The sequence below is a fragment of the Anaerolineae bacterium genome, from assembly GCA_016931895.1.
GTDB lineage: Bacteria > Chloroflexota > Anaerolineae > 4572-78 > J111 > JAFGNV01.
The window spans coordinates 1-12,267 of sequence record JAFGDY010000272.1 but is presented as its reverse complement, the minus strand read 5'-3'; the positions used below and the strand labels follow the sequence as shown (position 1 = coordinate 12,267).

Here is a 12,267-nt window from a genome sequence, read left to right as displayed (position 1 = left end):
CTGATCCGCGAGCAAGGTGGGTTACAGATCAGTACCAATAAAGAAGAGATGATCGAACAACTTCGCCAAACCCGACGCGAGATCTTTGAGGCCGAGTATGCGCATCTGTATCGATAGTATCCTGTCCTGACCTGGAGCGAGGAAGTGGATGAAGTACACTGAGAAATGTCCCCGTTGTGCTGGAGTGGTGGTTGAAAAGGAAGTCACCGAGGTTCTATATGGTGGGGTCAATACCGCCTTTTTGAAGGTCAAGGTTGGGATCTGCCTTTTGTGTGGTGAACGATTGTATACCCCGGAAGTAGTAAGGCAGTTTGAACAGATCGAGACTAGACTTGCGCGACAGGAAACGGCGGACTTTCAACCTGTGGGCCAGTCGTTTGAAGTAGAGTTGGGTGGACAAAATTCCACTTGAAGTTGGCTTGGAATTGAAAATGTGGGTCAAAGTTGTTTTGACCAAACGGATGATATGAATTAGAATTACGGAAAGCGAGGATTTTTTTGAGCCGTTTGAGTATGGAGGCAATTGAGTGATGACAGTTACAGAAAGCATCCAGCAATACGTCCAAAAATTACCCACCTCTCTTCAGATAGAAGTGTTGGATTTTGTAAAATATCTACTGTTCAAAAAGGAACAGGAAGTATTGAGTGATCAGGATGATTCGGCTTGGTCAGATCTGTCCTTGGAATTGGCGATGCGAGGGATGGAAGATGAGAACTTACCCGTCTATACTCGTGAGGATTTACAGGAAGTATTCTCGTGAGAAAACCGGGTCAGATCGTATTATTCCAGTTTCCACAGACTGATATTGTTCAAGGGAAGTTGCGACCAGCTTTATTGCTAGGAAAACTGCCGGGCCCCTATGATGACTGGTTGATGTGTATGATTTCATCCCAGATGCACCAATATATCGAAGGCTTTGACGAAATCATTGATAGTGGGGCTGCTGGTTTTTCTCGAACGGGGTTGAAAAGTTCAAGTGTTATTCGAGTAGGACGTTTAGCTGTGGTCGAGGAAAGTATTTTGCTTGGTGCCATTGGTGAGATTGATCAGGAAAGATTAAATCGTATCAAAACTAATCTGTCTACTTGGTTGACGGAGTCTTAAATTCCGATTTATCTCGCCAGCCCGACCATTGTGTGAATTCAGTCGCCAGTTAGTGAGACCTAATCTTTGCTATTATTAAGTTGGTAAGTTACAGTACAGCCGTATTACTTGCAAGTTGCTAACCAGATAAAACAAAAAAGCCCTTGCACTATGAATATGAATTCACAATACAAGGGCCGAAAGCCAAAAATTTATCGGTTTTACTCTTTATTGAAGCTTAAAAGTCCCACAGGTCATCTTCGGTGCAGAGTTCTAACTCAAGCACCAGTCTGACCGGCGAGTACAACGGTTCATCGTCGGGGTCTGGAAAGGTGAGAACGAAATCTTTCGTGTCACCTCCGGAGCAAGCCCCGTCGCTCCCGTTATGTCAAGTTGTTATGTAAAAAAGAGGCGCTAACTTCAGCGCTTCTTTTTTTGTTTGTCACAGGTTTAGTCTCGACGAAACCCACAAAGATTTCTTCAAGAACTGATAGTCGCACACAAAAACTGGCCGGATCAGTCTAGCAGCCAGCACAAGATGGCACAATCGTACTTTGCCGGTCAGGGCACTATGTGCAGGGTACCTTGACCGCCTATCGCCCATTTGAGTAATATTAATTGCTAACAGAGCTATCTCAACATAGCTCTGTTTTATTTTTAAAATCGCTCATCCGAGTATAGGCAAGATACGCCAGAAATGATAGGATGAAGTAGGGGTATGATTTATCCCGATTTACATATATTTTTAGGAGGCATAAAATGGATTTGTTTAGCAATAAAACAGTTGTTGGTTTGTTTGATAATCAGGAAGACCTGGGACAAGCCCTGTCAAAACTCCACCAACAGGGATTTGGCGAGGAAGAGGATGAGCTTATCTTGGTAGACCAAGATCATGTGGCCGGAGAAAACCCTTTTCTGCAACAAGAAAAGCAGGTTGTAGTCCCACCTTTGCCCACTTCAGGCGATGGAATAAGCGCCGTTCTTGATAATGATATTCCGGCAGATGACGAGATACCGGAAACCGTTTTGGAAGAAAAACTGATGGATTTGGGCATTGGGGAAAAAGAGGTCGGTTTTTACGCCCGGCAAGTGAAACGCGGTAATACCCTGGTTGTTGTTGAAACCGACGACGAAAAAGCGCAACAAGCGTACGATATTATGCGCCACTTCAATGCTAAAAGTTCAGTCTCGTAAAAACAAAGGACAAGAAAGGAAAACTACCGATGGTACGTTATGGCATTGAAAGCAAACTTAATCCTACCGAAGCTATTGATGCTGCCGTGGCTTATTTTGGGGCCGACGGTATCGGCCTGGAAATACAGGATAAAGGCAAAAACTGCGTAACCTTTACCGGCAGCGGCGGGTATGTTTCGGTGGTTGCTTGTCAGCCGGAAGATGAGTCCCCCGCCGGTTCAGAATTAGAGTTGGAAACCCGCGAGTGGGATTATGATGTGAAACGATTTATGGGCAAAATTTAAACCGTAGAAAAGAGCAGAATTTATGGCCAGGCAACACAGTCCCAATAAAGATTCCCCCGCCGGGCATAATCAGCACGGTGACCAGCAGCACCAACACGATCATACCGGCCACGAAATCATGTTTCGTAACCGATTTTGGGTGTCGTTGGTATTGAGCATCCCGGTGCTGCTTTACAGCCCGACCATTCAGGCATGGCTGAATTTTTCTATGCCGGTCTTTCCGGGCAGCTGGTTGGTCACCCCGCTGTTTTCTATTATCATTTTTTTCTACGGCGGGCTACCGTTTTTGCAAATGGCCGGGACCGAGCTAAAAAATCGGCAGCCGGGCATGATGACCCTCATCTCGCTGGCTATCACTGTCGCTTTTGTCTACAGCCTGGGCACTCTCTTTATCAACCTGGGTACCGGCTTTTTTTGGGAACTGGTGACGCTGATTGACGTGATGCTGCTGGGTCACTGGCTGGAAATGCGCAGCGTGCGCCAGGCCTCCGGCGCGCTGGATGAACTGGCGAAACTGATGCCCGACACCGCCGAACGCATTACCGGCGACGATCAAACCGAAGAAGTCAAGGTGAGCGAGCTTAAAGCCGACGACCGCGTGCTGGTGCGCCCGGGGGCCAGCGTGCCCGCCGACGGCGAGGTTATGCGGGGCAATTCTCGGGTTAACGAGGCCATGATTACCGGCGAGTCTAAGCCGGTTAAAAAAGAGCCGGGCGACGAGGTGATTGGCGGCGCGGTCAACGGTGACGGCAGCCTGCGGGTCAAAATCACGGCCACCGGTGACGACACCGCCCTGGCCGGCATTATGCGTTTGGTAGATGAGGCGCAGCGCAGCAAATCAAACACCCAGCTTCTGGCCGACAAAGCCGCAGCCTGGTTGTTTTACATTGCCCTGGGCGTAGCCGTACTCACCGCCATTGGTTGGAGTGTGGCGCTTGGGTTCAATATTGAGGTTTTGAAGCGGGTGGTCACGGTACTGGTGATTGCCTGCCCCCACGCGCTGGGGCTGGCTATCCCCTTGGTGGTGGCGATTACCACCTCGCTGGCGGCCACCAACGGCGTTTTAGTCCGCGACCGGCTGGCGATGGAAAGCGCCCGTAGGCTTGATATGATTATTTTTGATAAAACCGGCACCCTAACCAAAGGCGAACAGGGCGTGGTTGGCCTGAAAACCGAAACCGGCGATGATGATGACGCCCTGGCCCTGGCCGCCGCCATAGAAGGCGACTCGGAGCATATGATCGCCCGGGGTATCCGCCAGGCCGCCATAGAGCGAGAGCTGACCCTGCCTGAGGTAAACGATTTTGAAGCTATCAAGGGGCGTGGGGTGCGGGCCACTTATCAGGGGCAATCTGTTTATGTGGGTGGTCCCAGCCTGCTAGATAAGCTTGAACTTGACTTGCCCGCTGATCTGGCCCGGTTTACCCGTGAGGCGGGTAAAAAAGGCCAGGCCGTTGTTTATTTGATCCGCCAGGAGCAAGTGGTGGCCGCTTTTGCCCTGGCCGACGTGATTCGCCCGGAAAGCAAAGAGGCTGTTGATCAATTGCACCGTATAGGCGTTGACGTCGCCATGCTCACCGGCGATAGCGAGGCCGTAGCCGAAGCTGTGGCTAAGGAACTGGCGATTGACACCTATTTTGCCCAGGTACTGCCCGAAGACAAGGATGAAAAGGTAAGCAACTTGCAAAAAGATTATCAGGTGGTGGCGATGGTGGGCGATGGCGTGAACGACGCCCCGGCCCTGACCCGCGCCAATATTGGCATCGCCATTGGCAGCGGCACCGATGTAGCCGTCGAATCGGCGGGTATTATTTTGGTGCGTAGCAATCCGTTGGATGTGGTGAAAATTGTGCAACTCAGCCGGGCCAGTTACCGCAAAATGCAGCAAAATTTGGCCTGGGCCACGGGCTATAACGTGATAGCCCTGCCGTTGGCCGCGGGCGTTCTGGCTCCCCTCGGCTTTGTGCTATCGCCGGCAGTAGGCGCGTTGGTGATGTCGTTGAGCACCATAATTGTGGCTGTTAACGCGCAACTGCTGCGTCGCGCCGAATTGTGAAATGTTTTTGTATCAGGAGGATATTGTATGTCAAAAGAAAAAGACCAAAAACAAATCAAAAAACTTTTTTCACCACCGGGAACCGGGGAAACCGAAACACAAGAAAGCGCTGATTTGTTCGCGGCACCCAACCCTGGAGAAAAAGAAGAAGCGGAAGATGTCGATGCAGCGGGAGATTTGGCCGAAGATGATTTGATTAACACCCAATACAGCAACGGGCACACCTATAACCCTCAAATCGCAGCGGAGCAAGGGCTAACCTATACCCCGCCGCACGACCCGGCGGTCCTGCCCGACGATGACCCGCAAGGTGTCGAGATTGCCGCCGGATTTGCCCCCGGTATGGAAAATTCCGACCCTGATATTGAGCGCCTGCCCGGCCATGTAGATAACAACGATCTTGATTTACTGGACGATGTTTACGAAGCCCTCCGCCTTAACAGCGAAACCGCCCATTTGGATAACGTGAAAGTTCAGGTCAACCGGCGCAATGTTTATTTATTGGGTACGGTTGACACTCAGGATGATATTGGACGGGTGCATACCATTGTGCGCGGCTTAAAAGGCGTGCGAGTCATCAGAAACAATTTGCAGGTAAACCCATCATGAACGCCGATACCCAAAAAAACGCCGAAGGCATTCTCTTTACCGATCAATACCAGCTCAGTATGGCCCAACTTTACTACCGGCAAGGTCTTCACGAAAAAGAGGTGCAATTTGACCATTTTTTCCGCGACTACCCTGACTACGGCCCTCATCGGGCCGGGTACTGCATTAATGCCGGGCTGGAATGGTTGCTGGATTGGCTGCAAACCGCCCGCTTCAACAATGAGACTATTGCCTATTTGCGCAGCCAGACCGGCCAAACCGGCGCTCCGATATTTGACGACGATTTTCTAGCGTGGCTGCAAAACAACTTCAGTTTTGACCACCTGACTATCCGCGCCATTCCCGAAGGACGGGTCGTCCATCCACACGTACCGCTGACTGTAGTTCAAGGGCCATTGGCTGTGGCCCAAATTCTGGAAACATCGCTGCTTAATCATCTCAATTATCAAACCCTGATCGCCACCAAGGCGGCCCGCATTCACCAGAGTGGCGAGGGCCAGTTGCTGCTGGAATTTGGTCTGCGCCGGGGGCACGCTACCGGCGCCAACGCGGGCGCCAGAGCCGCGCTCATCGGTGGCGCCAATTTCACCTCAAACGTTGGCGTCTCGTATGTATTGGGCCTGCCGCCCAAAGGCACCCACGCGCACAGTATGGTGCAAGTCTTTATGGCCCTGGGCATGGGCGAACTGGAAGCTTTCCGCGCCTACGCCGAAGTTTATCCCGACGACTGCCTGCTGCTGGTTGACACCATTGACACGCTGGGCAGCGGCGTTCCCCACGCGATTACCGTTTTTGAAGAGTTGCGCCGCCGGGGACACCGGCCGGTCGGCATCCGGCTGGATTCCGGCGATCTGGCTTACCTCAGTATTCACGCCGCCAAAATGCTCAATGAGGCCGGTTTTTCCGACACCGCGATTGTGCTTTCGAATGATCTCGACGAACTGGTTATCTGGCAAATTTTGACCCAAATCAACCAGGAAGCCGAACGATTTGGCGTTGACCCCAACCACCTGCGGCGGCGCCTGGTCTACGGGGTGGGCACGCGGTTGATTACCTCGCACGGCGCACCGGCGCTGGGCGGCGTTTACAAATTAGTGGCCGTATGCGACCAGGCTAACTGGATACCGGCCATCAAGATTTCCGAAAATCCCGCTAAAACCCCTAATCCGGGACACAAACACGCCTGGCGGTTGTACGACCAACGCGGCCATGCCACCGCAGATTTATTGAGTCTTGATGATGAAGACCCGCGCCAGATGGAGACCATCTTGCTGCAACACGGGTCGGACCACACCAAACACCGCCAACCGACGCAAACAGAAATTACCAAAATAGAACCGCTGCTGGTTGATGTGTGGCATAAGGGCAAGTTGGTTTACGATTTACCTGAATTGGAAGCCATCCGGCAATGCCGGCAACAAGATTTAGACCGCCTAGATGCGGGCGTCAAACGAATTATGAATCCACACATTTACCATGTCTCGCTCACGCAACGGCTGTGGAAGCGCAAGCAGCAGTTGATTGAGGCGACCAGAATCGGGACACAGTGAGAAACAATCCCGGCCTAAACTTTCGGGGCTTCCAGACACTCAACGAGGTTTCTCCCATAATCCAACCGGGCAATACGAATCATTGCCCATCCGAGTAAGGACAAAAGTTTCTTCAACCTGCCGGGGCTATCCAAAGATAACTCTTTTTTTATTTTAAAATCGCTCAAATTAGTATGGGCAGGGCGTTATCAAAGCGATACAATAAATACAATGAGTGAAAGAGGTGATTTATCTCAATGGCCCCAAATAGCGTTGCCGGCTCAAACAACATAAAACAAAAGGTTAAAACCTTTACCTTAAAAGATGGCCGCCGGGTAGTGATTCGCTCGATGCAGCCGGACGATGCCCCCTTATTGGTGCAATTATTCCACCGGCTCTCGGACCGTTCCAAACGGCTGCGCTTTCACGCCTCGGTCGAACATCTATCGCCGGAACAAATTGAAGAAGAGGCACAAAATCTGGCCAGGGTCAATACTCAATTAGATGTGGCGCTGGCTGCCACACTGGAAGATGATGGCGACGAACACATTGTGGCCGTTGTCCGGTTCAGCCGGACCAGGCCTACCGATACGTGGGCCGAAATTGCTATGCTGGTCCGCGATGATCTTCAAAACCAGGGGTTAGGCACGCATCTAACCCAAAGACTCACCCAAATTGCCCGTTCAATGGGCATCCACAAATTTGTCGCCTCTATTATTCCCGAAAATCGCCCGGTGGTGCGTATCTTTGAAAAACTGAACCTGCCCGTCCATCAGAAAAAATATATGGGCGAGACCCAACTTTCTGTCGAGATCAATTCGACCTCAAAAGGAGTTAGTCTATGATATGTCAATTTATTCCCAACGAAACCGTTGCCGTACCGGAAATTCCCTTTAAAGAAGAAATCAGGCTCAATGCCGACAAAACCGCATTGATTATTGTGGATATGCAAAACGACTTTGTGGATCCAAAAGGCCAATTGCTTGTTCAAGCAGCCCAGGCAACCATACCGCATATTAAAACTTTGCTTAAAACAGCCCGGAGTATGGGGATGCACGTGGCTTTTACGCAGGATACCCACTTTAAGAACGACCGTGACACCGCGGCTTCAGCTGGGCTGCGCTGGTTTCACGTCGTCATGCCTGCCGACGGTATTTCGGCCCAAACCGAATTTGATCAGGCGCTTACCTTGCGTCAGGTATCTACTTTGTACGCCGGCGATGTTGTCAAAGAGGAATGATTTATGGAGTCGGTTTTTTATCAATCGGCACAATTTCAGATACTGCTTGAGGTAATCCTGGCGGCCTTTTTGAGTGCCCTCATCGGGGTGGAACGTGAATTGGCCGATAAACCCGCCGGGCTGCGTACACACGTGTTGGTTGGCGGGGCGGCAGCCCTACTGGTTGGCCTCAGCGATGTTGCCGTTAATCATTTTGCCATAGACCTGGGTACCTCGGTCATTCGGGCCGACCCGATTCGGATTATGGAAGCCGTTGTTACGGGGGTGGCTTTTCTGGGCGCGGGCACGATTATCCGGCACAGCCCCCAAAAACAGGTGGAAGGGCTGACCACAGCCGCCTCCATTCTGGTGGCTGCCGCCATTGGCATCAGTGTGGCCTTGCAGCAGTGGATATTGGCTGTTGGCGTGGCCCTGCTGGTATTGGTGATTTTGCGTGGATTGGGCATGATAGAAAGACGGCTGGTCAACAAGACAAAAGTCAGGCAACAACCTTCAACTGAGCAATGAACAAATTTGCAAAAAATCTGGTAGACCAGTTAAAAAATGTTTATAACCGGCTTGATAAAAGTAGTGGCGGAATTTTTAACCTGATTGCAACATCGGTTGAAAGTTTTACCAACGCTAAAGCACCGCAAGCCGCGGCGGCTATAGCTTATTTTGCCCTGTTTTCGTTATTTCCCCTTTTGCTCCTGATTATTGCCGTCGGCAGTTTTATTTTAGAAAGAAATGTGGTGCAACAGCAGGTATCGCAAGCAATTGCCGAAAATCTACCCGGCGCTCAAAATTTGATTCAGCAGAATATTCAACGGGTGTTGGCGTTGCGGGGGACGGTTAGCATTGTGGGTATTGTGGGTTTGCTCTGGGCCGCATCGGGCGTGTTCAATACGCTGGCCTATAACATCAACGCCGCCTGGACCAAAGCAGATGTTCGCAATTTTTTAAAACGACGGCTGGTGGCACTCAGTATTGTGGGCGTATTGGTTGCCCTGCTAATCCTATCGGTGTTATCAACGTTTGTCACCAACTTGCTGGCGCAATTCAGCGTGCCGCTGGGTGATGGTATCGAGATTTACCAAACAGGATTGTGGCGAATTTGGTCAAACCTGTTGCCAGTTTTGTTAAGATTGGCGCTTTTTTGGGGGTTATACCGTTGGGTGCCCAATGCCCAGGTAAGCGGCTGGGCCGCCTTTTGGGGAGCGGTGTTAGCCACCACGGGTTGGGAATTGGCCACCAACGGATTTGCCTTTTTCCTCAGCAGCGGTCTGGCCAGTTACGAATTGGTTTACGGCTCGCTGGGAACCATTGTCGGGTTAATGTTCTGGATTTATCTGGGCAGCTTAATAACCCTGTTTGGCGCGCACCTGACGGCCACCATCACCCAACGTAATCACTCGACCGGATAATTTTGGGAACCACCAACTGTATCGGAATAGGCAGTTTGAAAGTTATTGCAGGAAGGAGTCAAAAGTATGATAAAAAGTAGCGATGTTATCGGCAAGCCTGTGCTAAAAAAAAGAAATTGATAAACAGGTAGAAACCATTGACGATATTATTTTCGATTCGAAAACCAAACCAGAAACTCAGGCGGCTGATGAGTTTATTTTTGTGCCTATGTCTATCATTAAAAAAGTGAGCCGGAATGTGGTCGTAATCAATGAAGCTATGGCCAACGTTTTAGATGGGGTGAGCGGGTAAAATGAGTGCTTATGATACCGAAAAAACTGATACTGATGAAATAATGGCCCAGGTTAGAAAGACGATCAACCGGCCCGAAGTGCGCGAAACCTGGCAAGAATTGACCGAGGTTGATAAAGTCAATGTGAATACGCAAGAACGGTTTGCTTCAATTCTGGGTGGCAGTGTTCTAATTGTGTATGGCTTGCTGCGAATCAGGTCCGTAGCCGGGTGGGGGTCTGTTACTGCGGGCAGCTATTTGCTGTACCGGGGTTTAACCGGCTATTGCCCGGCTTATCAGGTGTTGGGCGTGAATACTCTGAGCATTGTTGAGCAACAACACCTGAAAGCCGGGAAAAAGTTTGCGAGCCAAAAGGATTCCACCCCACGGGCAATACCCCCAACCAAAGAGCCGGTAAACACCCTTGAACCCGGCGATGGCGTGGACGAAGCTTTATGGGAAACATTTCCCGCCAGCGATCCCCCGGCCACCTATTAATCAAGAGTTTGTGTTCTCGGCAAGCCTTATTGGGCGATTTTTGGAGCGGTATGCGAAAACCGTACTGAATGTTGTTGACCTTGACTGCCAGCACGCTTGCCGCGAGTTGGAATATTTAAAAAGTGAAATCGAAACGGAGACTTGACCAGCTTGGCCCATTCACACTCAAACAACCCCAAAAATTACGGTCCGGTTTTTGCCCTGGGCATTGGGCTTAACATCATCTATATTGCGGTTGAAGCAGGCTATGGCTTATTCGCCAATTCATCCGCCTTACTGGCCGATGCCGGACATAATACCAGCGATGTTTTAAGCCTCTTATTGGCCTGGGGCGCCATCTGGATCGCCACAAAAAAGCCTTCGGGCAAATATACCTATGGCCTGCGCAAAAGTACCATTCTCGCCTCGATGATTAATGGCATGTTGATTTTTTTTGCCGCCGGACTGATCACATGGGAGGCTGTTCAAAAAATTCAAAATCCGGTCGAAATTCCCGGCAATATCATCATCATTGTGGCCGGTATTGGGGTGATTGTTAACGCCGCCACCGCGCTACTCTTTATCAACGATCAGAAGAAGGATATTAATATCAAAGGCGTCTTTTTGCATATGGCTGCGGATACCGGGGTTTCGCTGGGCGTTGTAATTGGTGGTTTAATAATTCAATATTTTGGCTATTATTGGATTGATCCCCTGCTCAGCTTCATCATTGTCGCCGTCATTGTCTACAGCGTCTGGGGGCTATTGGTCGATTCAGTAAATTTAGCCCTGGATGCAGTACCCAAAAATATTGACCTGAACCAGGTCAGATTATTTTTTGAACAAAATCAAAAGGTAGAAGAGGTGCACGATTTGCATGTATGGGCTATGAGCACCACCGAGACAGCCCTCACGGCGCATTTAGTGGTTCCAGAAGGCTCTAACGACCAGCTTATTTTTGAAATACGAGAAAAACTCAAAGAGAAATTTGATATTGACCACGCAACGCTTCAAATAGAGCAAACGTACAAGGATGATGAATACCGCAACAGGGATTGATAGAATCTATCTGTGCGGTATTTTTCGCTCCTTGCGCTATTTTGGCGTATCAGCCTGTCGTTTGTTGCCTGATTTTGCGAAACCAGAGTGTCAGGACAATAAAGGTCGTCAGGGTAGCCAGCACCCAACTGGCCCAATAATCTAACGGTGCGGGCAAATTGCTGGGATGCTCTGCGGCCTGCTTGCGTCGCTTCAATTCTCTTTCAAACGCTTTCGCCGCAACCGGATTATCAACTTCGCCCATATCAAAGATGATGGGCGCCAGCCGCAACCCCCCGGAACGATTCCAGGCCATAACGCGCAGGCTGCCATTCTCCGCGCTGGCGTCTACGTCGGCAACGTGAAAAGGTCGGGTGCCTCGTTCCAGCAGAGAAGTGACCAATGGTTTGAGCCAGGCCGATGAACCGGCCATAGCCTTGCCTTCCTTTCCACTTTCAAAGGCGCGTTCAATATGTTCCACCGGCGCGCCTAACTCGACCGACATATTCTGGTCATGCAGGGTAAATGTCACCACTTGCGCGGGGTCCTTGATATTGCGAGCGGTATAGGTATATGTTTTTTTAGCCATAAGATTCCTTCCTTTCTACTTTATCCAGTACTTGGGCCGGCCATAATAATCGTAAAGCCTTACTTCATATTCCCGGTTTATGGGCATAGCCGGATCAAATTCCGGGCTATTTTTAATGGTTTCACGGTTCAGGTTTATGTGCACGTGCGCTTTTTGCCAGTCGAAATTCTCAATCCACTGGGGCGCTATCAGCACTTTTTTGCCCGGCCACCAATTTTTGGTGTCAATCACCAGGTAACGCATAACCCATATTTCATCGTCAGCAACAAAATCTTCCACATGCCCTATTTCGCCATCACGGGCCTGAATGTGATAGCCCAACACTTCCCAAAAACTGCGTAAGTGTGGGTCGTCAACGCTCTCTTCCTGGGTGGAGGCAGTTGTTTGTTGCGTGGATTCGCTGATCAGCATTTCTTCGGCCATTGCTACGGGAGGCACCCCCAGGTGATAAATCCCACCCGGCATAGACCAATAAATGGGCCATTGATAGTG

Annotated in this window: 16 protein-coding genes; 14 read left to right on the top strand and 2 right to left on the bottom strand. The window is 50.2% G+C overall.

Annotated elements, in window-relative coordinates; translation table 11 throughout:
* Positions 1-148 precede the first annotated feature (148 nt).
* The 14 genes from JW953_20860 to JW953_20795 all read left to right on the top strand — a co-directional run bounded on the left by JW953_20860 (position 149) and on the right by JW953_20795 (position 11,207).
* Complete coding sequence (locus JW953_20860; protein MBN1995155.1) at positions 149-412, top strand: YgiT-type zinc finger protein; 264 nt, start codon at positions 149-151, stop codon at positions 410-412.
* Between the two features lie 118 nt (positions 413-530).
* Positions 531-761: a DUF2281 domain-containing protein gene (locus JW953_20855; protein MBN1995154.1), complete on the top strand. Its 231-nt coding sequence runs from the start codon at positions 531-533 to the stop codon at positions 759-761.
* Complete coding sequence (locus JW953_20850; protein MBN1995153.1) at positions 758-1,105, top strand: type II toxin-antitoxin system PemK/MazF family toxin; 348 nt, start codon at positions 758-760, stop codon at positions 1,103-1,105. The genes JW953_20855 and JW953_20850 overlap by 4 nt, the downstream gene beginning before the upstream one ends.
* Before the next feature lie 738 nt (positions 1,106-1,843).
* Complete coding sequence (locus JW953_20845) at positions 1,844-2,278, top strand: hypothetical protein (protein ID MBN1995152.1); 435 nt, start codon at positions 1,844-1,846, stop codon at positions 2,276-2,278.
* 29 nt (positions 2,279-2,307) lie between these two features.
* Positions 2,308-2,562, top strand: a complete 255-nt coding sequence (locus tag JW953_20840) for a hypothetical protein (protein ID MBN1995151.1) — start codon at positions 2,308-2,310, stop codon at positions 2,560-2,562.
* A gap of 118 nt (positions 2,563-2,680) precedes the next feature.
* A complete protein-coding gene (locus tag JW953_20835; protein MBN1995150.1) occupies positions 2,681-4,618 on the top strand; it encodes a copper-translocating P-type ATPase in 1,938 nt (645 codons plus the stop codon).
* 27 nt (positions 4,619-4,645) lie between these two features.
* Positions 4,646-5,227 carry a BON domain-containing protein gene (locus JW953_20830; GenBank protein MBN1995149.1) on the top strand — a complete coding sequence of 194 codons (582 nt, stop codon included), beginning with the start codon at positions 4,646-4,648 and terminating at the stop codon, positions 5,225-5,227.
* Positions 5,224-6,777 carry a nicotinate phosphoribosyltransferase gene (locus JW953_20825; GenBank protein ID MBN1995148.1) on the top strand — a complete coding sequence of 518 codons (1,554 nt, stop codon included), beginning with the start codon at positions 5,224-5,226 and terminating at the stop codon, positions 6,775-6,777. Before JW953_20830 ends, JW953_20825 begins: the two co-directional genes overlap by 4 nt.
* A gap of 236 nt (positions 6,778-7,013) precedes the next feature.
* Positions 7,014-7,601: a GNAT family N-acetyltransferase gene (locus JW953_20820; GenBank protein ID MBN1995147.1), complete on the top strand. Its 588-nt coding sequence runs from the start codon at positions 7,014-7,016 to the stop codon at positions 7,599-7,601.
* Positions 7,598-7,996 (top strand): cysteine hydrolase family protein, encoded by a 399-nt coding sequence (locus JW953_20815; protein MBN1995146.1) that lies wholly within the window; start codon positions 7,598-7,600, stop codon positions 7,994-7,996. Before JW953_20820 ends, JW953_20815 begins: the two co-directional genes overlap by 4 nt.
* A gap of 3 nt (positions 7,997-7,999) precedes the next feature.
* Entirely contained in the window at positions 8,000-8,503 is a 504-nt protein-coding gene (locus JW953_20810; protein MBN1995145.1) for an MgtC/SapB family protein, read from the top strand.
* On the top strand, positions 8,500-9,399 hold the full coding sequence (locus JW953_20805; GenBank protein MBN1995144.1) for a YihY/virulence factor BrkB family protein: 900 nt from the start codon (positions 8,500-8,502) through the stop codon (positions 9,397-9,399). The genes JW953_20810 and JW953_20805 overlap by 4 nt, the downstream gene beginning before the upstream one ends.
* Before the next feature lie 293 nt (positions 9,400-9,692).
* Positions 9,693-10,169, top strand: a complete 477-nt coding sequence (locus JW953_20800) for a DUF2892 domain-containing protein (protein MBN1995143.1) — start codon at positions 9,693-9,695, stop codon at positions 10,167-10,169.
* A 150-nt stretch (positions 10,170-10,319) separates the two neighbouring features.
* Positions 10,320-11,207, top strand: a complete 888-nt coding sequence (locus tag JW953_20795) for a cation transporter (GenBank protein ID MBN1995142.1) — start codon at positions 10,320-10,322, stop codon at positions 11,205-11,207.
* A 49-nt stretch (positions 11,208-11,256) separates the two neighbouring features.
* Here the strand turns inward: JW953_20795 and JW953_20790 are convergent, their stop codons facing one another.
* Together JW953_20790 and JW953_20785 are read right to left on the bottom strand one after the other, a co-directional pair.
* A complete protein-coding gene (locus JW953_20790) occupies positions 11,257-11,775 on the bottom strand; it encodes a hypothetical protein (protein MBN1995141.1) in 519 nt (172 codons plus the stop codon).
* Between the two features lie 15 nt (positions 11,776-11,790).
* Positions 11,791-12,267 (bottom strand): PRC-barrel domain containing protein (locus JW953_20785; GenBank protein MBN1995140.1); only part of this gene is annotated, 477 nt, incomplete at its 5' end.

What these genes read in the sequence shown, in the direction of transcription:
- JW953_20860 (MBN1995155.1), top strand. Translation starts at nt 149, where the DNA reads ATGAAGTACACTGAGAAATGTCCCCGTTGTGCTGGAGTGGTGGTTGAA.
- JW953_20855 (MBN1995154.1), top strand. Translation starts at nt 531, where the DNA reads ATGACAGTTACAGAAAGCATCCAGCAATACGTCCAAAAATTACCCACC.
- JW953_20845 (MBN1995152.1), top strand. Translation starts at nt 1,844, where the DNA reads ATGGATTTGTTTAGCAATAAAACAGTTGTTGGTTTGTTTGATAATCAG.
- JW953_20840 (MBN1995151.1), top strand. Translation starts at nt 2,308, where the DNA reads ATGGTACGTTATGGCATTGAAAGCAAACTTAATCCTACCGAAGCTATT.
- JW953_20835 (MBN1995150.1), top strand. Translation starts at nt 2,681, where the DNA reads ATGTTTCGTAACCGATTTTGGGTGTCGTTGGTATTGAGCATCCCGGTG.
- JW953_20830 (MBN1995149.1), top strand. Translation starts at nt 4,646, where the DNA reads ATGTCAAAAGAAAAAGACCAAAAACAAATCAAAAAACTTTTTTCACCA.
- JW953_20825 (MBN1995148.1), top strand. Translation starts at nt 5,224, where the DNA reads ATGAACGCCGATACCCAAAAAAACGCCGAAGGCATTCTCTTTACCGAT.
- JW953_20820 (MBN1995147.1), top strand. Translation starts at nt 7,014, where the DNA reads ATGGCCCCAAATAGCGTTGCCGGCTCAAACAACATAAAACAAAAGGTT.
- JW953_20815 (MBN1995146.1), top strand. Translation starts at nt 7,598, where the DNA reads ATGATATGTCAATTTATTCCCAACGAAACCGTTGCCGTACCGGAAATT.
- JW953_20810 (MBN1995145.1), top strand. Translation starts at nt 8,000, where the DNA reads ATGGAGTCGGTTTTTTATCAATCGGCACAATTTCAGATACTGCTTGAG.
- JW953_20805 (MBN1995144.1), top strand. Translation starts at nt 8,500, where the DNA reads ATGAACAAATTTGCAAAAAATCTGGTAGACCAGTTAAAAAATGTTTAT.
- JW953_20800 (MBN1995143.1), top strand. Translation starts at nt 9,693, where the DNA reads ATGAGTGCTTATGATACCGAAAAAACTGATACTGATGAAATAATGGCC.
- JW953_20790 (MBN1995141.1), bottom strand. Translation starts at nt 11,775, where the DNA reads ATGGCTAAAAAAACATATACCTATACCGCTCGCAATATCAAGGACCCC.